Raw genomic sequence first — 23,681 nt, forward strand, 5'->3', positions numbered from 1 at the left:
GCCATCACCCCGGAGTCGTCCGTGGCCCGTTTATGGACGGGACCATGTCCACACTGACATACTCGACGCGGTTCGACGTCGAGACGCTTGAGGTGAAGGGGTGCACATCATGGGACTTCTCCGAGCGCTCGGGGTGGCCCTGGCCAGCGCCGCGCTGGCCCTCGGGCTCGCCGCGACCGCGCACGCACAAGGCGACGTCAAGGCCCCCGGCGTTCCGGAGGGCGTCTACAACGTCAACATCGACGGGCAGGCCACCACCGAGTGGGAGATCTTCCCCTCATGCGTTCCCGTCGTGGGTGACCTGCGCGAACCGCTGCTGCTGCCGGTCGGTTGCAAGCTGAAGGTCACCCCGAAGGGCCAGCCGGGCGCCGAGGCCGTGATGATCGGCGGCCGGTGGACGTTCGACTACGACACGATCGACGGTAAGACCTGCCCGGACGGGAGCACGGCTCCGCAGCAGACGATCTATTCGTTCGACCCCTACACGTGGGTGGGCAGCATGAAGGTGATCCACGGCGCCGTGTGCGGTGAGCAGGCCGCGATGTTCGAGGTACCGCTGACGATGTCCTTCAACCGTCCGCTGGTCATCCCCGTCGACCAGTACCCGCTGATCTGTGAGCCGGGCGGCCTGCGCCGCTGCTTCTGACTTGTCCGACGACCCGTCGATCGGTCGAGCCGCCGGACATGGTCTGCGGCGCCGCGAGCGCCCGCGCGTGCCGCTGCTCAACGGCAAGGTCGTCGATGTGACGGGTCCCGGGCTGACCGATCGGTGGGGTGTCACCTGCACCGACCTGGGCGCGTCGGTGGTCGCCCCCAACGGCAAGCTGGTGTCGGTGTTCGGTGACACGTTCTCGGGCACCACGGTCGGACAAGGCGATTGGCGGTCGCCGGTCGTGCTGATCGGCACGGGCGATGCTGACCATGAAATCGTCTACGAGCGCGCCGGCGGCGACGACGCCGATTACGCGCGCCAACTGTGGCACTACGAACACGACAACGCCGCCAGCGGATGGCGCCGCGGCGGTATCAGCACGGTGATCCCGTCCGACCTGCTGCGGGTGGGCGACTCAATCTACTTGCACGCCATCGTCAATCGTGGCTTCGGCACCGTCGTCTGGACCGAGATCTGGCGCTCCGATGACAGCGGCGTCACCTGGACGCACATGGGCGAGGATGCCAAGTTCCCCGCAGACCTGCACGGTGGGCATGCCCAGTGCTGGTCATGGGATCACGACCCCGACGACGGCTGGGTCTACGTGGTCGCCACCGGGTTTCAGCGCGACAAGGGCATCATCATGATGCGGGTGCGACCCGAAGACATCGGGCACCGATCGCGATACGTCAGTTGGGGTTTCGCCGACGGCCGCTGGGGGTGGGGCGCCGCGGCGACGCCGATCACCCCGGCCGGCGAGAAATGGGGTGAGCTGACGTTTCGCCGCGTCGGACAAGGCAAATGGGTGCTGGGTGGCTTCCTGGCATCCAAGTACGCCCTCGGATACCGCGTCGTCGACTCACCGGTGGCCAACATGCACACGACGCCCGTGCAAACCCCGATCGTCGGCTCGGCGTGGTCCGACGAAAACCACCTGAAGAACCAGGTCGCACAACTCTACGGCGGGTACGTGCTGCCCGGTTCGCGGTTCGATATCGAAGGCGGTTTCGGGCTGGTGGTGTCGCAGTGGAACACCTCGACCGGGTGGCCTTACCGCGCAATGCAGTTCAAAGCCGCGCTGAAAGACACCACCAAGACGACACCGCCGGATCCGATCAACCTGTGAGCAACGCGCCAGGGCCGGGATTTGCCTCTGATCCCCGGCGCGGGGACGATCCGTAGAGACGTTAACCAACGCCTTGATACGAGACGGGAGACCATGTCTGACGGCGTAGGGCTGTCGGTTGGGGCGACCAACCTGGCGGCCGTGGTGGTGGGCCGGACCGCGCTGGTGCGGACACCGGTGCTGACGCGCTACCCCCACCGGCCGCCAGAAGTCGGCGTACCCAGCGAAAACCCCCGGCTCAACGAGCGTGGGCTGATCCTCACCGACTTCGTCGACAGGGTCGGCGATCCCGTCGGCATCGTCGCCGCCGACGGCACCACCCATCGCGCCGACGTCGTCCTGGCCGACGCGCTGCGGGCCATGGTCTACGGGCTCAGCGGCGGCCGGGTGCCGGCGGGGCCGGTGACCGTGACGCACCCCGCGCACTGGGGTTCGACCGCCGTCGACGCGCTGCGCACGGCGCTGGCCGCCGTTCCGGAGTTTCAACAGCCCAAACCGGTGCCGGTGATCTCCGACGCCACGGCGGCGCTGACCGCGCTGCAGGAAGATCCCGGGTTGCCCGCTCGCGGGGTGATCGCGCTGTGCGACTTCGGCGGCAGCGGCACCAGCATCACCCTGGTCGACGCGGCCAACAACTACACGCCCGTCGGGCCGACGGTGCGGCACACCGACTTTTCCGGCGACCTCGTCGACCAGGCGCTGCTCACCCACGTCATCGAGGACCTCGCTGCGGCAGGCGCCATCGACCTGTCCGGGACGTCGGCGATCGGATCGCTGGCCCGGCTGCGCGCGCAGTGCCGCGGCGCCAAGGAACGCCTGTCCACCGACAGCGTCACCACGCTGGTGGCCGAACTGACCGGACACCGCAGCGAGGTGCGGCTCACCCGCAACGAACTCGACGACGCGATCCGCCAGCCGGTCACCGACTTCACCGCGGTGTTGCAGGACACGTTGGACCGCAACGGAATTCACGGTGCCAACCTCGTTGCGGTGGCATCGGTGGGCGGGGGAGCGCGCATCCCGATCATCACCACCGCGCTGTCCGAACACTTCCGGGTTCCGGTCATCACGACCGGACGACCCGGGCTGACGGCCGCCATCGGCGGGGGTCTGGCGGCCGTGCGGGGGACGGTCGAAGAGGGCGCGACGGCGATGTCGGCCGTCCCGGGCGTCGCTGCGGCCGCCGCCGCGGCGACCGCCATGGCGCCCGAGGCGGCGCCCGAACCCGACGGCACAGCGCAGCCCGGCGCGGTCGGGGCGCTGGCGTGGTCGGACGCCGAGGACATCCCGGAGGTGCCGGTATCCGACCCGTACGACTATCCGGTGGTCGCTGGGCGCGCGGCCGAACCCCGCCCGCAACTGCAGTTCGACCACGACTCGTGGGACGACCTTCCGCCGCCGCCGCTGCCCTGGTACCGCAAACCCGCGGTCGCGCTGGGCATCGGGGTGATCGCGGTGCTGGCCGCGCTGACCGCGGCGATGCTGCTCGCCGTCGGCGACGACTCCACCCAGTCGCCCGCGTCAACCACCGAACCGATCACGGCCACGCCGCGGCCGACCACACCGCCGCCGGCCAGTGAACCGCCGCCTGTGACGCAACCACCGCCGCCACCGCCGCGCACGATCACCCGGCAGGCACCGCCGCCGGTGACGCAGACGGTCACCGCGCCACCGCCGCCACCCGAGCCGTCCCCCGAACCACCGCCCCCGTCCCCGGAACCGCCGCCGCCCACGTCGGAACCACCGCCCACGACGGAACCGCCGCCCACGTCGGAGCCGCCGCCGACATCGGAGCCGCCGCCGTGGAGCCCGACGCCGCCGTATCCGACGATCCCGGGGCTGCCGTGGGTACCCGCGCCGCAGCTACCGCAGCCGGGTCCGTAGCGGCTAGTGCAGCTTGGGCCGCTTGACCAGCACCAGGTGCGCCATCGGGATCTGCACCTGTTCGGGCGCCGCGGCCACCCGCTCGGCGACCCCGGTCTCCAGGCGGTCGAAGAAGTCCGCCGTCCGGGGATCGGCCACGCCGCCGTCCAGCGCGCTGGCCAACGTCCGAAACACCGACGCGCGTAAGAACGCGGCCCACTGTCTGCCGAAAACCGCGGCGTCCTTGTCGATTTGATACTGGCCCCAGTAGCGGTCCTCGGCGTCGAACACCTCGAGATGCTCGATCTCGAGCTGTTCGAAGCGGCCCTTGGGCGCGAACGGCGCCATGAAGTCCGCCTCGCTGCGCCCGACGGTCGGGATGCACATGCGGTGGACTTCGTCGGCCGAGAGCAGCTGATGGCCCGCCAGTTCGTTGAGCGTGTCCATCAACGCCCTGAGCAAGGGGCGGTAGCCGAACTCGCCGGACTCGTCGAGGCCCATCGTCATCACGACCAGACGGCCGCCGCGGCGCAATTCCCTACCGCGGCACCCGATGAACGCGCGCCAGTCGTCGGCGGCCTGCTTGGTGTAGGCGGCGCGCACGTCGGCGTTGGCGCTATAGGCGACCTGCACGTGATCGGGAATCGGCGCCGGCACGCGGCGCAGCCACTGCACCGCCCACGAGCTCCAGCCCAGGTGCACGCTGCTGGTCGGCAGGATCTGCTCGTAGAAGGAGCGGCCGACGGCGGTCGGAAACGTATTGGCGTCCTCGTGCAGGTAGCTGTCGGGATCCTCGGTCAGCGTGCGAAACAGCGCCGAGAAGTCGTTGTCGGGGACATCGGTGTGGGTGACCAGAACCGAGTGGTCGGGCCGGGTCCGCTTGCGGATGGCGCGCACGGCCGAGCAGATGGGCAGCAGCGAGTTGTGGCCCGTGGCCGCGCCGTAGTCGGCCAGCACGATCGGTTGCGGCGCCGTCGGCACGGGTACATCCGCGGCGGCCTTCTCGAACAGCGCGATCGCCGGACGCAAACCCGCGGCCTGCAGACGCGAACTCGCGGTGTAGGACTCGCTTTCGATCGGTTCGGGACGTACGACGATGCTGGACTCCGGCACCGCGACGTCGGAGACATGCGGACGCTTCACACCACGACCGTAGTCTTTGCCGCCGCAGCCGTGACAGACTTCGGCCATGAGTGGAAGGTTCGGCCCGCGCCTCGCTGTCGTCGTATCCATCCTGGCTCTGGTCGTGGGCGCCGTCGGCGTCATCGCGACCTTGGTGCTCAACGTGTACGTGCTCGACGACTACGACGCCTACGGCGAGGTGCCGATCCCGGGTTCGGACGAAATCCCGCTTCCCGCAGGTGACGTCACCGTCAGTTTCCACACCACGATCACCGGACCCCCGACGAGTGAATTTCCCATTCCGCGGATCAGCGTGAGCATCGAACCGCCGGACGGCAGCCCCGATCCGGTGGTCATCGAGAGCATCGGCAGCACGACCACGGTGAACAGCGACACCCACGTGCGGGTGTGGACGGCCGAGATCGCCGCGGGCGGCACCTATCGGGTCACCACCGACGGCGACGTCGACGGTTACCTCAGCCCGCGGTTGGCGTTCGGTCACGGCAGCAGCCACGGCTGGCTGCTGTGGGTGTTCGGCGGGCTCGCCGCCGCGGGCGTAGTGCTGCTGATCCCGTCGGTGATCTGGTCGGTGCGCTCGGCCCGCCGCGCTCGGCCGTTGACGTCCGACGACGCCCCGCCCAAATCCGACGCGCCCAGCGACCAGGGCTAGTGCCCGCGCGCGACCCAGTCGTCGTAGTTGACCAGTTCGTCGCCGATCGTGGTGGAGTCACCGTGGCCGGTGTAGACGACGGTCTCGCCGGGCAACTTCCCGAGCCGACCCGAGATGGACTCCAGAATCGTCGGGAAGTCGGAGTACGACCGGCCGGTCGCGCCCGGCCCGCCCTGGAACAGGGTGTCGCCGCTGAACACCGCGTTGAGTTCGGGGGCGTGCCAGCACACCGAGCCCGGTGAGTGGCCGGGGGTGTGCAGGGCGCGCAGCTCGATACCGGCGACGCTCAAGGTGTCGCCGTCCTCGACGGTGCGAAAGTCGTTGTCCGGGTGGGTCATCCGCCACAGCACATCGTCGGCCGGGTGCATCAGCACCGGCGCGTCCAGCGCCGCGGACAGTTCGGGGGCGACGGTGACGTGGTCGTTGTGGCCGTGTGTGCACACGATCGCCACCACGTTGCGTTCGCCGACCGCGGCCTTGATCGGCTCGGCATCGTGTGCGGCGTCGAACACGATCACGTCGTTCTCGTCGCCGACCAGCCAGATGTTGTTGTCGACATCCCAGCTGCCACCGTCGAGTTCGAACGTGCCCGAGGTGACCACCCGTTGAATCGGTCCGCCGTTCATGTCAACACCACCACGGACCGAAGTACCTCTCCACCATGCATTTTCGCGAACGCTCCTTCCACCTCGTCGAGTGCGATCCGTTCGGTGACGAACTTCTCCAGCGGCAGCCGACCCTGCAGATGCAGGTCGATCAGGTGGGGAAAGTCGCGTTCGGGCAGGCAGTCGCCGTACCAGGACGACTTCAACGATCCGCCGCGGGAGAAGAAGTCGACCAGCGGCATCTCCAACGTCATATCCGGTGTCGGCACCCCGACCAGCACCACGGTGCCCGCCAAGTCGCGGGCGTAGAAGGCCTGCTTCCAGGTCTGCGGCACACCGACCGCGTCGATCACCACGTCGGCGCCGAACCCGTCGGTGAGGTCTTGAATCGTCTCGACCGGGTCGAGTTCGCGCGCGTTGATCGTGTGGGTGGCGCCGAACTCGCGCGCCCAGTCCAACTTCTTGTCGTCGGTGTCCACGGCGATGATGCGCCGAGCGCCCACCAGCGCGGCGCCGGCGATCGCGGCGTCGCCGACCCCGCCGCACCCGATGACGGCCACCGTGTCGTCGCGGTTGACCGCGCCGGTGTTGATCGCGGCGCCGATTCCGGCCATCACGCCGCAGCCCAGCAGGCCGGCCACCGCCGGGTCGGCGGCCGAATCGACCTTGGTGCACTGACCTTCGTGCACCAGCGTCTTGTCGGCGAACGCGCCGATGCCCAGCGCCGGTGTCAATTCGGTGCCGTCGGACAACGTCATTTTCTGCGCGGCGTTGTGGGTGTCGAAGCACAGGTGCGGGCGGCCACGCTTGCAGGCCCGGCACTGTCCGCAGACCGCGCGCCAGTTCAGGATCACGAAATCGCCTGGCACTACGTTGGTGACGCCCGCACCGACCGACTCGACGGTGCCCGCGGCTTCATGGCCGAGCAGGAAGGGGTAGTCGTCGTTGATACCGCCCTCTCGATAGGTCAGGTCGGTATGGCAGACGCCGCAAGCTTGGATGTCGACCACCACCTCGCCCGGACCGGGATCGGGGATGACGACATCCACCAACTCGACCGGCTCACCCTTCTTCCGCGAAACCACCCCACGCACCGTTTGACTCATATGTCCAACCTAGCGAGAAGTGCGCCGCGAAGTGCAAGGCTTGTCGGCGTGATGCCCGCGCTGTATCTGTCCCACGGCGCACCGCCGCTCGTCGACGACGAGCTGTGGGTGTCGCAGCTACGGGCGTGGGCGGCGGAATTGCCGCGCCCGACGGCGGTCCTCGTCGTCTCCGCGCACTGGGAGTCGGCGCCGCTGACTATCGGGTCGACATCGCCGCAGACGCCGTTGACCTATGACTTCTGGGGATTTCCGCAGCGCTACTACGAGGTGACCTACGACGCTCCCGGCGCCGCCGACGTGGCCGCGCGCGTGGAAGCCGCGATGCCCGCCGACGAGCCGGTGCGTCACGATCCGCACCGCAGGCTCGACCACGGCGCCTACGTCCCGTTGACGGTGATGTACCCCGACGCCGACGTTCCGGTGCTGCAGATCTCGATGCCGACGCTCGATCCGCAACGCCTGCTGACGCTCGGCGAGCGGCTGCGGCCGCTGCGCGACGACGGGGTGCTGCTCATCGGCTCCGGATTCACCACGCACGGGCTGCCGTTCCTCGAGGACCCCTCGCCGAATGCGGTGCCGCCGGGCTGGTCCGTCGAGTTCGACGCATGGGCGGCCGAGGCGTTTGCCGCCGGGGACGTCGACGCGCTGATCGACTTCCGCAACCGCGCGCCGGGCATGCCGTATGCACATCCGACGATCGAGCACTTCTCACCGCTGTTCGTTGCGCTCGGGGCGTCTTCCGACGCCGGCCAGTCCCCGCGCCAACCGATCGACGGCTACTGGATGGGCCTGGCAAAAAGGTCGATTGAACTGAGCTGATTCCCATACCGTTGAACCACTGACATGGCCACCCGGATAGACACCCACACCGAGCTGCTGCTGGCGGCCAGGTCCGCGCACGAGCGCCGTGACTGGCACGCCGCCTACGAGGCGTTCATGCAGGTAGCCGAGAACACCTCGCTAGGTGTCGACGACCTCGACGCGATGGCCGCGGCGGCGTGGCGTCTGGGCCACGGCAAGGAGTCGCTGCGGGTCGCCGAGCGGGTGTTCACCCAGCTGGCGCGCACGGATCCGCCGTCGGCGGCGATGAAGGCGGTCGACGTCGCGCTGGCATGGCTGACCCGCGGCGACGTCAACATCGGCCAAGGCTGGATGAACCGCGCGCGGCGTCTGCTCGACGGCGAACCCGACGGCCCGGCCCACGGGTATCTCGCGTACCTGGACGCCGTCGTCGCGCTGATGAACCGCGACACCGCGCTGATCGGGCCGCGGGTGAGCAAGCTGCGGGAGCTGTGCGCTCGGCTCGACTCGCCTGCGGTGACCGCGCTGTGCCACGTCGCCGAGGGGCTCGAGGCCATGTTCGACGGCCGCATGGCCGAGGCCTACGGGCTCATCGACGAGGCGATGCTGCCGGTGCTGGCCGACGAGCTGCCGCTGGAGTGGGCCGGCGACATCTACTGCATCGTGCTGCACCACTGTCATCGGCTGGCCGACCTGCCCCGGATGCGGGCGTGGACGCAGTCGATGGAGCGGTGGTGCAACGAGTTCGCCGGGTCGGCCGCCTACGGGGGCGTCTGCGACGTGCACCGGCTGCAGGTGCAGGCCGCCACCGAGGACCTTCGCCTGCTGGAGACACGGCTCGTCGACACCAGCCGCGCATTGGAGGACGTCAACAGCTGGGCGGCCGGGGAGGGCTACTACCAACTGGGCGAGGTGCGTCGGCGCCGCGGCGACGCCGACGGCGCGTTCGCGGCGTTCACCAGGGCCCGGATGTTCGGCGTCGAACCGCAACCCGGCGAAGCGCTGCTGCGCTGCCGTGTCGGCGACGCCGACACCGCGTGGACCGATCTGCGGGTGGCGCTGGCCGGACTGGAGCGCCTGGACCGGATGCCGCTGCTGCGCGGCGCGGTCGAGGTGGCGCTGGTCCGCGGCAACCTCGACGAGGCCGAAAGGCTGTGTGACGAACTGGAATCGGGAGCGGCGGCGTTCGACACACCCGGTTTCCGGGCGTGGGCGGCGCATGCGCGCGGCGCGGTACTGGTGCGGCGCGGTCAGCACGCGCAGGCGCTCGGGCTGCTGGAGGAGGCGCTGCGGCAGTACCGCACCCTGCAGTGCCGCTACGAGACCGCCCAGGTCTATGACTGGATGGCGTTGGCGCGTCAGGGTTGCGCCGATCATGAGATGGCCCTGGCGGATTCGGCCACCGCCGAGAACATCTACAGCCAGCTCGGTGTCGAGCCGGTCGAACCGTGCGGGCCCAACGCGCCCGGCGGGCTGACGAGGCGCGAGGTCGAGGTGCTGCGGGGCATTGCCGGCGGTGCCACCAACAGGCAAGTGGCCGAACAGATTTGCATCAGCGAGAAGACCGTTGGCCGTCACCTGGCCAACATCTACGCCAAGCTCGGGGTATCGTCGCGCACGGCGGCGTTGGCGTGGGCACACGAACACCACCTGCTGCCGTAGCCGTCTGCATCATTTACCGCACGACGCGGGCGAGCGTTTACATGGTTTACCCGATGCGCGGGGCGCCGCGTGCGGTCTACCGTTCGGACATGACGACAATCCCCGACACCGCGGCGGCCCAGACCACCGAACAGTTCGCAGAGCGCATCGTGGGCGCGATCGACAGCGCCAGCCTGGCCATCCTGTTGTCGATCGGCCACCAGACCAAGCTGTTCGACACGCTGGCCGAGATGCCGCCGGCCACCAGCGTGCAGATCGCCGACGCCGCAGGGCTTGACGAACGCTACGTGCGCGAGTGGCTGGGCGGGGTGGCGGCCGCGCAGGTGATCGACTACGACCCGGCCACCGCGACGTTCACGCTGCCGCGGCACCGCGCGGCGGTCCTGACCCGCGCGGCGGGACCGGACAACTTCGCCCGCGTCGCGCAGTTCATCCCGCTGCTGGCCGAGGTGGAACAGAAGGTCATCGGGTGCTTCCGCAACGGCGGCGGCCTGTCCTACAGCGAGTATCCGCGCTTTCACACGCTGATGGCCGAGGAGAGCGGCGAGGTGTTCGACGCCGCGCTCGTCGACGTCATCCTGCCGATGGCCGAGGGGCTGCCGGAGTTGCTGCGTGCGGGTGCGGACGTCGCCGACATCGGTTGCGGCAGCGGGCATGCCATCAACGTCATGGCCAAGGCGTTTCCGGCCAGCCGCTTCACCGGGATCGACTTCTCCGACGAGGGGCTGGCCACCGGCCGGGCCGAGGCGAATCAGCTGGGCCTGACCAACGCGACGTTCGTCGCGCGTGACGTGGCCGGGCTCGACATGGCCGAAAGCTACGACGTCATCACCGCGTTCGACGCCATCCACGACCAGGCCGCGCCGGCGCGGGTGCTCGAGAACATCTACCGAGCGCTGCGGCCCGGCGGCGTCTTTCTGATGGTCGACATCAAATCGTCGAGCAGGCTCGAGGACAACGTCGGCGTCCCGTTCACCACCTACATGTACACGGTGTCGACGATGCACTGCATGAGCGTGTCGCTGGGGCTCGACGGCGCCGGGCTGGGCACGTGCTGGGGCCGTCAGCTCGCCGAGGCGATGCTCGCCGACGCCGGGTTCGCCGAGGTGACGGTGCACGAGATCGAGTCCGACCCGATCAACAGCTATTACATCGCCCGCAAGTAGGCTCGGCGCGATGGGCGCGCTGGATGTTATGGCCGACTGGCCGGTGACGACGGCGGCCGCGGCGGTGGTCGGTCCCTCGGGGGTGCTCGCCGAGCATGGCGACGTCGCACACGAGTTCCGGTTGGCGTCGGTCACCAAACCGTTGGTGGCCCGCGCCGCGCACGTCGCGGTCGAAGAAGGTGCGTTCGGGCTGGACAGCGCGGCCGGACCGGAGGGCTCGACCGTGCGTCATCTGCTGGCCCACGCGACCGGCTACTCGATGAACTCGGCGGAGTTGATGGCCAAGCCGGGCAAGCGGCGGGTGTACTCCAACTACGGCTTCACGGTGCTGGCCGAGACGCTCGAACAGGCGTCGGGCATCGAGTTCGGGCGCTACCTGACCGAGGCGGTGTTCCAGCCGCTGGGCATGGGCGCGACATCGCTGACCGGCGGCGCGTCGGCCGCCGGGTTCGGGGCGACGTCGACGGTGACCGACCTCGCGGCCTTCGCCGTCGACCTGCTGCGCCCGTCGATCGTGTCGGGCCAGATGCACGCCGAGGCCACCAGCGTGCAGTTTCCCGACCTGACCGGCGTGTTGCCCGGCTTCGGGGTACAGCGGCCCAACGACTGGGGCCTGGGTTTCGAGATCCGCGGAAACAAGTCGCCGCACTGGACCGGATCGGCCAACTCGGAGCGCACGTACGGTCATTTCGGCCAGTCAGGGACGTTTTTGTGGGTCGACCCGGCGGTTGATCTGGCGCTGGTGGTGCTCGCCGACCGCGACTTCGGGGACTGGGCGTACGAGCTGTGGCCGGCGCTATCTGATGAAGTGCTGAGAGAATTTCGCGCAGACTAGCGCAACAGGGGCCACACAAGGCACAATAGACACGCACGACACATACATATCTGCAAGTCATTCGGTTTCTACCAGGTCGTTGGGGAAGACGTCCCTCGTGGAGCCGAAGGAGCAGCAGATGCGTGCAGCGAATCAGTTCGCCGACGCGACGACCGGCGTGGTGTACATCCACGCCTCACCCGCGGCGGTGTGCCCACATGTCGAGTGGGCGTTGTCGTCGACCCTTCAAGCCAGGGCGAATCTCAAGTGGACCCCGCAACCGGCCATGCCCGGCCAACTGCGTGCGGTGACGAACTGGGTGGGTCCCGTCGGGACCGGCGCCCAGCTGGCAAGTGCACTGCGCTCGTGGTCGGTGCTGCGCTTCGAGGTGACCGAGGACCCCAGCGCCGGCGTCGACGGGCACCGGTGGTGCCACACCCCGCAGCTGGGCATGTGGAGCGGGCCGATGAGCGCCAACGGTGACGTGATGGTCGGGGAGATGCGGTTGCGTGCGCTGATGGCCGAGGGCGCCGACATGCTGGCCGCCGAACTCGACTCGGTGCTCGGCACCGCGTGGGACGAGGCGCTCGAGCCCTACCGCGACGGCGGCGAAGGCGCCGAGGTGAGCTGGCTGTCCCGCGGAGTTGGCTAGCCGGCGGGGCGCAGGATCTTCAGCGCGGCAGGCACCGCCGACACCTCGACCGGCAGCGGGCACATGTACTCGCCGTCGGCGTAGGCGTTGATACCCGGCGAGTCGACGGTGATCGTCTGCGCCCGGGCGGTGCTCACCTCGTCGAGGTGCACATGGGTGCCCTTGAACACGGTGGGAAACAGCCGGATGAGCTTGGTGCGCGACGCCGAGGCCACCATCGTCACGTCGAGCTTGCCGTCGGTGGGGTCGGCGTCCGGGCAGATCAACATCCCGCCGCCGTAGCTCTTGGTGTTGCCGAACGCCGCCAGCGTCAACTCGGTGTCCATTTCGCGCCCGTCGAAGGACAGCCGAAACGGCAACAGCCGCAGCTTCGACAGCTCGGCGATGATCGCCAGGTTGTAGCGCATCCGGCCGTGCGGCCAGATCATCCGGTTGGTCCGGTCGGTGACCAGTGAATCGAACCCGGCGGCCATCACGGTGCCGAACCATTTGGTGGTGCCGTCGGCGCCCACGATGCGGCCCAGATCCACGGTGTTCACGACACCGTCGACCACGGCGTCGGCGGCCGCCTCGGGATCGCTTCGCGGAATGCCGAATTCGCGTGCGTGGTCGTTGCCCGTGCCGGCGGGGATGATGCCCAACGGGATGTCGGTCTTGGCAAGCACTTGCAGGGCAAGGGAAATGATGCCGTCGCCGCCGACCACCACGAGCGCGTCCATATCGCGTTCCAGCGCGCCTTCGACGAGGCGGCGGGCGTGCTCGGCGTCGCGGCCCACGATGGCGACGACGTCGACGCCGCGTTTGGCGAACCTGGCGGCCGCCCGCTCGGCGGCGTGTGACGCGCTGCCGTGCCCCGACATCGGGTTGGTCAACATCGTGATGCGCGAGACGCTCATGGAACCAGCTTGCCCGGGTTGAGGATTCCCGCCGGATCCAGCGTGGCCTTGACCGCGCGCAGCACCGCGACACCCAGTTCGCCGACCTCGTCACGCATCCACGGCCGGTGGTCGGCGCCGACGGCGTGGTGGTGGGTGATCGTGCCGCCCGTGCGCATCATCGCGTCCGAGGCGGCGGCTTTGGCCTTGCGCCACTGGTCGATCGGGTTGCCGCGTTGTGCGGCGACGACGGTGAAGTACAGCGACGCTCCGGTGGGGTACACATGCGAAATGTGGCACAGCACCAGCGCGGGCGTGCCGGATTCGGCGAGCGATGCCGTCAGCGCATCGGTGACCGCGGCTTTGAGCGCCAACACATTCGACCAGTTGGTGGCCGTCTCCAGCGTCTCGCACAATGCACCCGCGGCCAGCAGCGAGTCGCGCAAATACGGTGCGCCGAACCGGCCGTGCTCCCAGGCCCTGGCCGGTTCCTCGCCCAACGAGGTGCCGCCCGCGGCTTCCAGCACGGCGCGCGTCTCGGCATGGCGGCTCGCGACGTGGGCCTCGGTTCCCTCGAACAACGTGATGGCCATGCAGCCGCCGGTGATCTGTTGTTCGCCGATCTTCTCGGTGGTCGCGAGGTTGACGCCGGTTTCGGCCTCGTCGGACAACCGGATCACGGTGGGTCCGGTGCCGGTCTGCACGACCGCGCGTAGTGCGTCGGCGCCGGCCGCGAAGTCGGGGAACGACCACGCCTCGTAGCGGGTGGCGGTCGGAACGGGGTGCACCCGCACGCGCACGCGGGTGATGATGCCGAACGCGCCCTCGGAGCCGATCAGCAGCTGGCGCAGGTCAGGACCGGCCGCCGATTCCGGCGCGCGGCCCGGCTCGAACGTGCCGACCGGGGTGATGAGGCGCAACCCACGGACCATGTCGTTGAACCGGCCGTAGCCCGCCGAGCCCTGCCCGGACGAGCGGGTCGCCGCGAACCCGCCGATCGTGGCGTACTCGAAGCTCTGCGGGAAGTGCCCGAGCGAGAAACCGCGCTCGCCGAGCAGGCGTTCGGCATCGGGGCCGGTCAGCCCCGCGCCCAGCTCGGCCTCGCCGGAGATCTCGTCGAGGGAATGCAGCTGGTTCAGCCGCCGCAGGTCCAGCGAGACGACGGCGGAGAAGTCGCCGCGGATGGGATCGAGGCCGCCGACCACGCTGGTACCGCCGCCGAACGGCACGATCGCGATGCCGCGCTCGCTACAGAATTGCAGTATCGCGGCGATCTCGTCCTCAGAACCCGGGATCAACACCGCATCGGGAGCATCCTGTTCGCCGGAGTCCTTGCGGCGCAACAGATCCAGCGTCGACTTACCTCCGGCGCGCAGCAGGCGTCCGCGGTCGTCGACGCTGCAGTACTCGGTGCCGACGATGGCTGCCAGGCCGTCGCGGTCGGAATCGGAGAGCGCCGACGGCCGCAACCGCACCTCGTCTGCCGTCAGTTCCGTCGCCGTCGACGTCGTGACCCCGAGGGCCTGCTCCAACAGCGACCGGATGCCGTCCGAGAGCGGTTTGGCCGCATCCGGATCACCCCAGGCGTTCCACTTCATCGGAGGGAGTAGGTGGTCATCACGACGATTCATGCGTTACAGTATTACACATGGCGTCAAGAAGTAACGGTACCATCGGGGACCGGATCCTCGAGGCCGCGGCGTACTGCGTCACCGCCTATGGGGTCGACCGCGTGACCCTGGCCGAGATCGCGCGCCGCGCGCGGGTGAGCAGGCCGACGGTGTATCGGCGCTGGCCCGACACCCGCTCGATCATGGCAGCGCTGCTGACGTCGCGGATCGTCGCCGTGCTCGATGACTTGCCCGCTCACGAGGCGGGGCGCGAGGCGCTGGTCAACCGCATCGTGGCCGTCGCGCAGCGCCTGCGCGAGGACGACGTGGTGATGTCGCTGCTCGGCTCTCCGGAACTGGCGATGGTCTACATCGCCGAACGCCTCGGCACCAGCCAGCAGATCCTGCTGGACGCGGTGGCGGGCGAGATCAAGCTGGCGCAGGAAGAGGGCAGCGTCCGCGACGGCGATTCGCGTCAACTCGCGGCGATGTGTCTGTTGATCACCCAGTCGGCGATCCAGTCCGCCCAGATCGTCGCACCCATCCTCGACGCCGACGCGCTGGCTGTCGAACTGGCCCACTCGCTGAACGGATACCTCAAATCGTGACTGGCTCAACGGCTCTGAACGCCGCCCGGCGCACCGCCGAGCTGACCAAACTGGCCGAGGGCGAGCCCGTCGACGTCCTGGTGATCGGCGGCGGCATCACCGGCGCGGGCATCGCGCTGGACGCCGCGACCCGCGGCCTGAGCGTCGCGCTGGTCGAAAAGCACGATCTGGCTTTCGGTACCAGCCGGTGGAGTTCGAAGCTGGTGCACGGCGGCCTGCGGTACCTGGCGACCGGCAACGTGGGCATCGCGCGGCGCAGCGCGACCGAACGCGGAATCCTGATGACCCGCAACGCCCCCCATCTCGTCAACGCCATGCCGCAACTCGTTCCGCTGCTGCCGTCGATGAACACCGCGTCGCGGGCGTTGGTGCGGTTCGGCTTTCTCGCCGGTGACGGGCTGCGCAAGTTGGCGGGCACGCCGGGTTCCACGCTGCCGCGGTCGCGGCGCATCGATGCGCAGCGCGCCGTCCAACTGTCCCCGACGGTGCGCCGCGACGGGTTGGACGGCGCCCTGCTCGCCTACGACGGGCAGTTGATCGACGACGCCCGGCTGGTCACCGCCGTGGTCCGCACGGCGGCCCAGCACGGCGCGCGCATTCTGACCCGGGTGGCGGCTTCGGCGGCCACCGATACGACGGCGACGCTGACCGATCAGATGTCGGGGGAGTCCTTCGCCGTCAGCGCCCGGGCGGTGATCAACGCGGCCGGGGTCTGGGCCGGCGACGTGGACCCGTCGATCAAGTTGCGACCGAGCCGCGGAACACATCTGGTGTTCGACGCTTCAGCGTTCGGCAATCCCACTGCGGCGCTTACTGTCCCGATTCCCGGCGAGATCAACCGCTTCGTGTTCGCGATGCCCGAACAGCTGGGCCGGATCTATCTCGGGCTCACCGACGAGGATGCGCCCGGCCCGATTCCCGATGTGCCGGAACCGACTCCGCAGGAGATCTCCTTCCTGCTCGATACGGTCAATACGGCGTTGGACGTCGCGGTGGGGCCCTCTGATGTGATCGGTGCGTACGCGGGTCTGCGGCCGCTGATCGATACCGGTGCCGGTCGCACGGCCGACGTGTCGCGTGAGCACGCGGTGGTGGAGTCGCCGTCGGGCGTTCTCAGCATCATCGGCGGCAAGCTGACCGAATACCGGTTCATGGCCGAGGATGTCCTCGACCGGGCGATCGCGTTGCGGGGGTTGACGGCGTCGCGGTGCCGCACCCGCAACCTGCCGTTGGTGGGTGCGCCCTCGAATCCCGTTGCGACGCTGCGTGCCCCGGTTGAGATCCCGAGTTCACTGGTCGCGCGGTACGGCGCCGAGGCCCCGAACGTGATCGCGGCCGCCAGTTGCGACCGGCCGACCGATCCGGTGGCCGACGGGATCGACGTGATCCGCGCGGAGTTCGAATACGCGGTGACACACGAAGGCGCGTTGACCGCCGGCGACATCCTCGACCGTCGCACCCGCATCGGGTTGGTCCAGGCCGACCGCGACCGCGCCGAGACGGTGGCCGACGAATTTGTGGTTTCGGCGCGCTAATGCCCCGTCACGGGCGCTGAGCGCGCCGAAATCGCTGCCTTACAGCGGGATGTTCTTGTGGCGGCCGCGGCGGGCGGGGGCTTCGGCCAGCGCCTGCGTCAGCTTGCTGCGGGTGCGCGCCGGGTCGATCTTCTCGTCGACGACGCCGATCTCGATCGCCGAATCCACCCCACCGGCGATCCGCTCGTGCTCGGCGGCCAACTCCTCGTGCAGCGCCTCGCGCTCGTCCTCGGGGGCGGCCGCCAACTTCTTCTTGTGCAGGATCCCCACGGCGGCCTTCGCTCCCATCACCGCGACCTCCGCGTCGGGCCAGGCGAACACCTTCGTCGCGCCCAGCGACCGTGAGTTCATCGCGATGTAGGCCCCGCCGTAGATCTTGCGCGTCACCAACGTGACCCGCGGAACCGAGCACTCACCGAACGCGTGCAGCAGCTTCGCGCCGCGCCGCACGACACCGCCCCATTCCTGATCCACACCGGGCAGGTAGCCCGGCACGTCGACCACGTTGACGATCGGGATGCCGAACGCATCGCACAACCGCACGAAACGGGCCGCCTTCTCCGCGCTCTCGGAGTTCAGGCAGCCGCCCAGCCGCAGCGGGTTGTTGGCGATCACGCCGACGGTGCGGCCGGACAACCGGCCCAGACCGATGACGATCGACGGCGCCCACTTGCCCTGGAACTCGTCGAACGGCGCGTCGTCGTCCAACAACGCCTCGACGATCGGGTGCACGTCGTAGGCGCGCCGCGGGGAGTCGGGCAGCAGCGCGTGCAGGTCGATGTCGCCGGCTTCGGCCTTGGCCCGGTCGAAATGGCCCTGCTGGCAGAACAATCCGACGAGCCGGCGGCCGCGCTCGTAGGCGTCGAGCTCGTCGTCGGCGACGATGTGGCACACACCGGACTTCTTGTGGTGCGTGTCGGGGCCGCCCAGCGACGCCATGTCGACGTCCTCACCCGTGACGCTGCGGACCACGTCGGGACCGGTGACGAACACGCGGCCCTCCTGCGCCATGATGACGACGTCGGTCAGCGCGGGTCCGTAGGCCGCGCCGCCGGCGGCGAATCCGACGACGATCGAGATCTGCGGGATGTACCCCGAGGCCCGGATCATCGCCTCGAAGACCAGGCCGACCGCGTGCAGCGCCTTGACGCCCTCGGCGAGCCGCGCGCCACCGGAGTGCCAGATGCCGACGATCGGGCTCTGCTCCTCGATGGCGGTGTCATAGGCGTTGACGATGTGGGTGCAGCCCTCCATGCCCATGGCGCCACCCATCACGGTGCCGTCGGTGCAGAAGGCCACGGTGCGCACGCCGTTGACCTCGCCCGCGGCGGCCAGCACACCGGAGCGGTCGCGTTCGTGCAGCAGCTCAACGGTGCCGTCGTCGAAGAACGTGCTCAGCCGCAACAGCGGATCACGTGGGTCCAACGATTCGCCGACCGCCTCTGGCGCCATGATTGTCATCGAAACCTCCTGTAGCGCAGCGGATGTCGGCATGCGCCCTCGAGTTGTAGTTGTCAGTACTTCCCGAAGGCGAGCGCGACGTTGTGCCCACCGAATCCGAACGAGTTGTTGATCGCGTACTTGTAATTTCCGGGCCGAGCCCCACCTGCAACGACGTCCAGGTCGATCTCGGGGTCTTGGTTCTTCAGGTTCAGCGTCGGCGGGATGATGCCGTCGCGCAGCGCCAGCACGGTGAGGATGGACTCCACCGCGCCGACCGCGCCGACCGAGTGGCCAAGCGCCGACTTGGGTGCGTACACCGCGGGCCGGTGCGAGCCCAGCGCGTTGTTGATCGCCACCCCCTCGGCGATGTCACCGACCGAGGTGCCGGTGGCGTGCGCGTTGACGTGGTCGACGTCGGTCGGGGACAGACCGGCCAGCTGGATCGCGCGGGTCATCGCGTGCCCGGCCTGCTCACCGTTGGGGTCGGGCGCCACCATGTGGTAGCCGTCGGAGGTGACGCTGGCACCCATGATGCGGGCCAGGATCCTGGCCCCGCGCGCCTTGGCGTGCTCCTCGGTCTCGATGACCAACAGCGCGCCACCCTCGCCGAACACGAAACCGTTGCGGTCCTTGTCGAACGGACGGCACGCACCCGGCGGGTCGTCGTTGGTGTTGGACAGCACGATGCGCATCTGTGCGAAACCGGCGATCGGCACCGCTTCGATCTTGGATTCGACGCCACCGCAGATCGCGATGTCGGCTTCCCCGAGAACGATGTTGCGCCACGCGTGTGCAATGCCTTCGGACCCGGACGCACACGCCGAAACCGGGGTGATCACACCGGCTTTGGCGCCACGTTCCAGGCCGACGGCGGCGGCGGGGGAGTTGGGCATGTACTTCTGCACCGCCAGCGGCGACACCGCCCGCATCCCCTTGGCGCGCATGTCGTCGTAGGCGAAGACGAGCTCTTCGGCCGAGCCCATGCCCGTGCCGATCGACACCATCAACCGCCTGGTGTCGACCTCGGGTGTGCCGGCGTGTTCCCACACCCGTCGGCTCAGCACCGTGGACATCTTCTGCAGATACGACAGCCGACGCAGTTCGACCTTGGTCAACTCGGAGTCAAAATCCTCGAGCAGGTGGCCGCCGATACGCACCGGAAGGTCGTACTGTTCGACGAAGGGATCCTCGAGCTTACGGATCCCGCTTCGCCCTTCCAGCAACGCCTTCCAGGTGCCCTCGGCATCGGTCGCCACGGACGTCGTCATCGCGACGCCGGTGACGACGACGTTGGGGAACCCTGCCCCCGTGGAAAGCCGAGCTAACCGTTCCCGTTCCTGCCCTGCCATTGCAGCCCGAATGTTCCTTTCGCCGCTCAGTAGCGCCCGAAGGCCAGGGCGACATTGTGCCCACCGAACCCGAACGAGTTGTTGATGGCGTACTGGTAGTCGCCATATCGAGGCTCGCCCGCAACGACATCGAGATCGACCTCGGGATCGGGGGTTTCGTAGTTGAGCGTCGGCGGGATGACGCCGTCGCGCAGCGTGAGCACGGTCAGCACCGACTCCAGCGCGCCGACCGCCCCGATCGAGTGGCCGAGCGCCGACTTCGGCGCGTACACCGCAGCGTGTTCGACGCCCGCAACGCGGATCGCGTTGGCCTCGGCGATGTCACCGATCGACGTGGCCGTGGCGTGGGCGTTGACATGCTGAACATCCTTGGGCTCCAGGCCCGCGGTCTCCATCGCACGCTTCATCGCTTGCCCGGCCCGCAGCCCGTCAGAGGCAGGCGCCACCATGTGGAACGCATCCGAGGTGATGCCCGCGCCCAACAGCCTGGCCAGCGGCTTGGCGCCGCGCGCTTTGGCGTGCTCTTCGGTCTCGATGACCATCATCGCGCCGGCTTCGCCGAACACGAACCCGTCGCGGTTCTTGTCGAAGGGCCGCGACGCACCCGCGGGGTCGTCGTTGTTGGTCGACATCGCGCGCATCATCGAGAACGCCGCGATCGGCAGCGCCTCGATGCCGCCCTCGACACCGCCGACGACGGCGATGTCGGCGTCACCCATGACGATCTGGCGCCAGCCGTGAGCGATGGCCTCCGAGCCGGATGAGCAGGCCGACACCGGGGTGATCACCCCGGCGCGGGCGCCCAGTTGCAGCCCGACGACCGCAGCCGCACCGTTGGGCATGATCATCTGAACGGCCAGCGGCGACACCTTGCGGGGGCCGCCCTCGTTCATCGCGTCGTAGGTTTCGACGATCTTCTCGCCGCCACCCAGACCCGTGCCGATGACCACGGTGAAGCGGTCCGGGTCGACCTCGGGGCTACCCGCGGTCTCCCACAGCTGGCCGCTGAGCAGCTTGGCCATCCGCTGGACGTAGGACATCCGGCGCATGTCGAGCCGGCTCATCTGCGGGTCGATCGGCTCCTTGAGGTGTCCACCGATTCTGACCTGTAGGTCCCACTTGGTGACGAACTCGTCTTCGAGTATGCGGATTCCGCTCTCGCCTGCCAGCAGACCCTTCCACGTGCTCTCGATGTCCGCCGCGATCGACGTCGTCGCCGTTACGGCGGTTACCACAACATTGGGGAAACCGCCGTTAGCAGTGGAAGGTCTGGTCACTTGTTATCCGCGATCTGTGCCCGAATGGCCGCAGCGGCCTCGGGGTTCTCTTCCTCGAGCTTCTGGATGTAGGCGACCACGTCACCGACGGTGCGCAGGCCGGCCAGATCCTCGTCGGGAATCTTCACGCCGTACTTGTCCTCGGTCTGAACGGCGATCTCGACCATCGACAGCGAGTCGATGTCCAGGTCGTCGACGAACGACTTCTCCGGGGTGACCTCGGACGGCTCAATACCGGTGACCTCTTCGATGATCTCGGCGAGACCGGCAATGATTTCTTCTTGCGTAGCGGGCACGGTGGCTCCTTCTAATTGGTTGGTACTGCTTATTTTTGTTGAACGTGCGGTATGCGGTTGTACTTCCCGGCGGGCCGGGAAACGGTGCCCGTCAGAGCTCTACAAGCCCGTCCAGGTCAGCGGGGGATTTGACGGCGCGCGTCGGCACTCCCCGAAGTTCGCGTTTGGCGATGCCGGCCAGCGTCCCGGCGGGCGGGAACTCGACGATGGCCGTGACGTTCTTGTCCCGCATGGTTGCGGTGCACAGATCCCACCGCACCGGGCGGGTCATCTGCGCCACCAGCTTGGTCATCGCATCGGCGGCCGAGGCCACCGGCTGACCGTCGGCGTTCGACAATAGCGTCGTGTTCGGCTCGCCGGTCGTTACACCTTCGGCCGCCGCGGCGTAACCGTCGAGCGCCGAGGCCATGTACTGGGTGTGGAAGGCGCCCGCGGTGGCCAGCTTGCGCACCCGCGCCTTCTCCGGCGGATCCTCGACCAGCTTGTCGAGTGCGGCCACCGCACCGGCGGCCACGATCTGCCCCGCGGCGTTGCGGTTGGCCGGTACCAGGTCGAGCGCCTCGAGACGCGCGAGCACCTCGGCCTCGTCGCCGCCGAGCACCGCGGCCATCCCGGTCGGCTCGAGCGCGCAGGCCTTGGCCATTTCGGCGCCGCGGGTGGCGGCCAGCTTGACCGCGTCGTCGGCGGAGATGACGCCGGCGATGGCGTACGCCGCGATCTCGCCGACCGAATGGCCGGCCACCAGGTTGTCCCGGCCCGCGAGCAGCCCGCGTTTGGTCAGTTCCTCATGGGCCAACAGGGTCGCGGCCACGACCAAGGGCTGGGTCACCGCGGTGTCGGTGATCTCCTCGGCGGTCGCGGTGGTGCCCAGGCGGGCCAGGTCGAGTCCGCTGATCTCCGACCACGCCGCAATGCGCTCGGCAGCACCCGGCAGCTCAAGCCATTCGGCGAGCATGCCGGGAGTTTGGGAGCCCTGTCCGGGCGCAAGCAAGGCAAGCACGTCTCTAAGAAAACACTGTGAAGACGGTTTCGCGCGGTGTAAGAGATTATGAACCTCGTCTTATGTTTTTGTGGAACCTCTACAAAAACGCATGTGATGCGACTCCATCGATATCGGTTCGCGACCCGCCGCTTCGCTTAATGGCCCGTCGACAATGCCGGACGCAACACGGGGCGCACCACCGGAGGGGTGTTTGGCGTGCTCGTTTGGTATGTCTGGCGGCCGAGCCTGCCCAAGCTCGAGGCCACGCGGAGCACATACGCATCACGCGGGACGGTGGGGTCGCGCCCGGTGAAGTCGCCGATCCGTTTGAGCCGGTAGCGGACGGTATTTGGATGAACGAACAATTTGCGAGCGCACGCTTCGATAGCACCCCCGGAGTCCAGATATGCCTCCAGGGTCTCGGTCAGCGCAGGCCCCGCGTCGGACAGCGGCCGCAGAACCTCGGTCTCCAACGCCGCGATCGCCGTCGCGTCGCCGAGCAACGCGCGCTCGGGCAGCAGTTCGCGGGCGGCGACGGGCCGCGGCGCACCGGTCCAGCCCGCGACGGCGTTCATTCCGGCGATCGCCTCGGTGGCGCTGCGATGGGCCGCGCTCAGCGTGGGCGCGGTCGGCCCGACCACCACGGGTCCCTCGGCGAACACCGACACCACCTCGGTGAGGAACCGGTCGGTCGGCGACAACGCGCCCGAGACGATGGCGACCAGCCAGGCGCCGTGCACGTCGGACAGCGCCGCGCGGCCGTTGCGGCTGACGATGTCGTGGATGTCGTCGCTGGCCAGGTCGATGCGGTCGGGTTGGGGCAGCCCCACGATGACGGTGGCCGGCGCGGTGGCGTCCCAGTTGAGCGCGGCGGCCTGCGACTGCAATTCGGGTCCGGTGTCGCCGCGGACGACGGCGTCGACGACGTTGGCCTCCATCCGGGTGTCCCATGCGCCGCGGGCCTCGGCCTGATCGGCGTAGGCGGTGGCCGCGGCGAACGCGAGATCACGGCTGTAGCGCAGGATTCCAGCCGTCAAGGCGGTCAGCTGCTCCTCGGAGCGGGCCAGTAGCGGCACCACCTCTTCGAAGAACTCCATCGTGGTGCGCACCATCTCGACGGACTGGCGCAGCGCGATCCGCCGCCGTAGATCCTGGGGGACCACCTCGAACGCCTCGGCGGTGTAGCTGACGTTGCTCTGCGGATTGCGCATCCACTCGACGAAGTTGACGATCGCGGTCTGCACCACCAATTGAACGCTGGCCCGCTGCGACGCCTCGAGCTCGGCGAAGAACGGCAGCCGTTCCTCCAGCGCACGCACCGCTTGCGTGGACAGCCGGCCCGAGTACTGCTGCAACCGCCGCAGCACCGAGTCGGGCACCGTCTCGAGCACTTCGACGGTGGACTTCGGTGGAACGTACCGATTGTCGGGCACCTATAAAGACTACGCCAAACCTATGGAGGTTTCC

Annotated in this window: 22 protein-coding genes; 11 read left to right on the forward strand and 11 right to left on the reverse strand. The window is 68.7% G+C overall.

Features of this window, described 5'->3' with window-relative positions:
* Positions 1-109: 109 nt before the first annotated feature.
* From ABQE93_RS17540 to ABQE93_RS17550, 3 genes are all read left to right on the forward strand, one after another.
* A complete protein-coding gene (locus ABQE93_RS17540; protein ID WP_448409334.1) occupies positions 110-646 on the forward strand; it encodes a hypothetical protein in 537 nt (178 codons plus the stop codon).
* A 43-nt stretch (positions 647-689) separates the two neighbouring features.
* Positions 690-1,778 (forward strand): glycoside hydrolase family 183 protein, encoded by a 1,089-nt coding sequence (locus ABQE93_RS17545; RefSeq protein WP_448409449.1) that lies wholly within the window; start codon positions 690-692, stop codon positions 1,776-1,778.
* 93 nt (positions 1,779-1,871) lie between these two features.
* Complete coding sequence (locus ABQE93_RS17550; RefSeq protein WP_448409332.1) at positions 1,872-3,662, forward strand: Hsp70 family protein; 1,791 nt, start codon at positions 1,872-1,874, stop codon at positions 3,660-3,662.
* 3 nt (positions 3,663-3,665) lie between these two features.
* On the opposite strand, the gene ABQE93_RS17555 is transcribed toward ABQE93_RS17550, so the two are convergent.
* Positions 3,666-4,754, reverse strand: a complete 1,089-nt coding sequence (locus ABQE93_RS17555) for a class I SAM-dependent methyltransferase (protein WP_448409448.1) — start codon at positions 4,752-4,754, stop codon at positions 3,666-3,668.
* A gap of 76 nt (positions 4,755-4,830) precedes the next feature.
* On the opposite strand from ABQE93_RS17555, the gene ABQE93_RS17560 reads away from it, so the two are divergent.
* Entirely contained in the window at positions 4,831-5,433 is a 603-nt protein-coding gene (locus tag ABQE93_RS17560; RefSeq protein WP_448409330.1) for an SHOCT domain-containing protein, read from the forward strand.
* Here ABQE93_RS17560 and ABQE93_RS17565 read toward each other — a convergent pair.
* Together ABQE93_RS17565 and ABQE93_RS17570 are read right to left on the reverse strand one after the other, a co-directional pair.
* On the reverse strand, positions 5,430-6,059 hold the full coding sequence (locus ABQE93_RS17565; protein ID WP_448409329.1) for an MBL fold metallo-hydrolase: 630 nt from the start codon (positions 6,057-6,059) through the stop codon (positions 5,430-5,432). The genes ABQE93_RS17560 and ABQE93_RS17565 overlap by 4 nt on opposite strands.
* Positions 6,056-7,144 (reverse strand): S-(hydroxymethyl)mycothiol dehydrogenase, encoded by a 1,089-nt coding sequence (locus ABQE93_RS17570; protein ID WP_448409327.1) that lies wholly within the window; start codon positions 7,142-7,144, stop codon positions 6,056-6,058. The genes ABQE93_RS17565 and ABQE93_RS17570 overlap by 4 nt, the downstream gene beginning before the upstream one ends.
* 51 nt (positions 7,145-7,195) lie before the next feature.
* Between ABQE93_RS17570 and ABQE93_RS17575 the strand changes: the two genes are divergently transcribed.
* The 5 genes from ABQE93_RS17575 (at position 7,196) to ABQE93_RS17595 (ending at position 12,239) form a co-directional block, all read left to right on the forward strand.
* On the forward strand, positions 7,196-7,963 hold the full coding sequence (locus ABQE93_RS17575) for a dioxygenase family protein (protein WP_448409447.1): 768 nt from the start codon (positions 7,196-7,198) through the stop codon (positions 7,961-7,963).
* A gap of 24 nt (positions 7,964-7,987) precedes the next feature.
* Positions 7,988-9,607, forward strand: a complete 1,620-nt coding sequence (locus ABQE93_RS17580; protein ID WP_448409326.1) for a LuxR C-terminal-related transcriptional regulator — start codon at positions 7,988-7,990, stop codon at positions 9,605-9,607.
* Positions 9,608-9,696: 89 nt separating this feature from the next.
* Positions 9,697-10,773 (forward strand): methyltransferase domain-containing protein, encoded by a 1,077-nt coding sequence (locus ABQE93_RS17585; protein WP_448409324.1) that lies wholly within the window; start codon positions 9,697-9,699, stop codon positions 10,771-10,773.
* A gap of 10 nt (positions 10,774-10,783) precedes the next feature.
* A complete protein-coding gene (locus ABQE93_RS17590) occupies positions 10,784-11,608 on the forward strand; it encodes a serine hydrolase domain-containing protein (RefSeq protein ID WP_448409323.1) in 825 nt (274 codons plus the stop codon).
* Between the two features lie 118 nt (positions 11,609-11,726).
* Positions 11,727-12,239, forward strand: coding sequence for a DUF3145 domain-containing protein (locus ABQE93_RS17595; protein ID WP_069404919.1), 513 nt, complete (start codon positions 11,727-11,729; stop codon positions 12,237-12,239).
* Here ABQE93_RS17595 and ABQE93_RS17600 read toward each other — a convergent pair.
* Together ABQE93_RS17600 and ABQE93_RS17605 are read right to left on the reverse strand one after the other, a co-directional pair.
* Complete coding sequence (locus ABQE93_RS17600; RefSeq protein ID WP_448409322.1) at positions 12,236-13,135, reverse strand: diacylglycerol kinase; 900 nt, start codon at positions 13,133-13,135, stop codon at positions 12,236-12,238. The genes ABQE93_RS17595 and ABQE93_RS17600 overlap by 4 nt on opposite strands.
* Positions 13,132-14,712, reverse strand: coding sequence for an FAD-binding oxidoreductase (locus tag ABQE93_RS17605; RefSeq protein WP_448409445.1), 1,581 nt, complete (start codon positions 14,710-14,712; stop codon positions 13,132-13,134). Before ABQE93_RS17605 ends, ABQE93_RS17600 begins: the two co-directional genes overlap by 4 nt.
* A gap of 50 nt (positions 14,713-14,762) precedes the next feature.
* Here ABQE93_RS17605 and ABQE93_RS17610 point away from each other — a divergent pair, with 50 nt between their 5' ends.
* On the forward strand, positions 14,763-15,332 hold the full coding sequence (locus tag ABQE93_RS17610; protein ID WP_448409321.1) for a TetR/AcrR family transcriptional regulator: 570 nt from the start codon (positions 14,763-14,765) through the stop codon (positions 15,330-15,332).
* Entirely contained in the window at positions 15,329-16,867 is a 1,539-nt protein-coding gene (locus ABQE93_RS17615; protein ID WP_448409320.1) for a glycerol-3-phosphate dehydrogenase/oxidase, read from the forward strand. Before ABQE93_RS17610 ends, ABQE93_RS17615 begins: the two co-directional genes overlap by 4 nt.
* Positions 16,868-16,906: 39 nt before the next feature.
* Here the strand turns inward: ABQE93_RS17615 and ABQE93_RS17620 are convergent, their stop codons facing one another.
* The 6 genes from ABQE93_RS17620 to ABQE93_RS17645 all read right to left on the reverse strand — a co-directional run bounded on the left by ABQE93_RS17620 (position 16,907) and on the right by ABQE93_RS17645 (position 23,647).
* On the reverse strand, positions 16,907-18,328 hold the full coding sequence (locus tag ABQE93_RS17620; protein WP_448409319.1) for an acyl-CoA carboxylase subunit beta: 1,422 nt from the start codon (positions 18,326-18,328) through the stop codon (positions 16,907-16,909).
* A gap of 53 nt (positions 18,329-18,381) precedes the next feature.
* Entirely contained in the window at positions 18,382-19,659 is a 1,278-nt protein-coding gene (kasB, locus tag ABQE93_RS17625) for a 3-oxoacyl-ACP synthase KasB (RefSeq protein WP_448409317.1), read from the reverse strand.
* Positions 19,660-19,685: 26 nt separating this feature from the next.
* Entirely contained in the window at positions 19,686-20,936 is a 1,251-nt protein-coding gene (kasA, locus tag ABQE93_RS17630) for a 3-oxoacyl-ACP synthase KasA (protein ID WP_448409315.1), read from the reverse strand.
* Positions 20,933-21,232 carry a meromycolate extension acyl carrier protein AcpM gene (acpM, locus tag ABQE93_RS17635; RefSeq protein ID WP_069404904.1) on the reverse strand — a complete coding sequence of 100 codons (300 nt, stop codon included), beginning with the start codon at positions 21,230-21,232 and terminating at the stop codon, positions 20,933-20,935. The genes kasA and acpM overlap by 4 nt, the downstream gene beginning before the upstream one ends.
* Positions 21,233-21,323: 91 nt before the next feature.
* Positions 21,324-22,232, reverse strand: a complete 909-nt coding sequence (locus ABQE93_RS17640) for an ACP S-malonyltransferase (RefSeq protein ID WP_448409314.1) — start codon at positions 22,230-22,232, stop codon at positions 21,324-21,326.
* Positions 22,233-22,369: 137 nt separating this feature from the next.
* Positions 22,370-23,647: a PucR family transcriptional regulator gene (locus ABQE93_RS17645; RefSeq protein WP_448409313.1), complete on the reverse strand. Its 1,278-nt coding sequence runs from the start codon at positions 23,645-23,647 to the stop codon at positions 22,370-22,372.
* Positions 23,648-23,681 lie beyond the last annotated feature (34 nt).

It is taken from the genome of Mycolicibacterium sp. XJ662 (assembly GCF_053484035.1).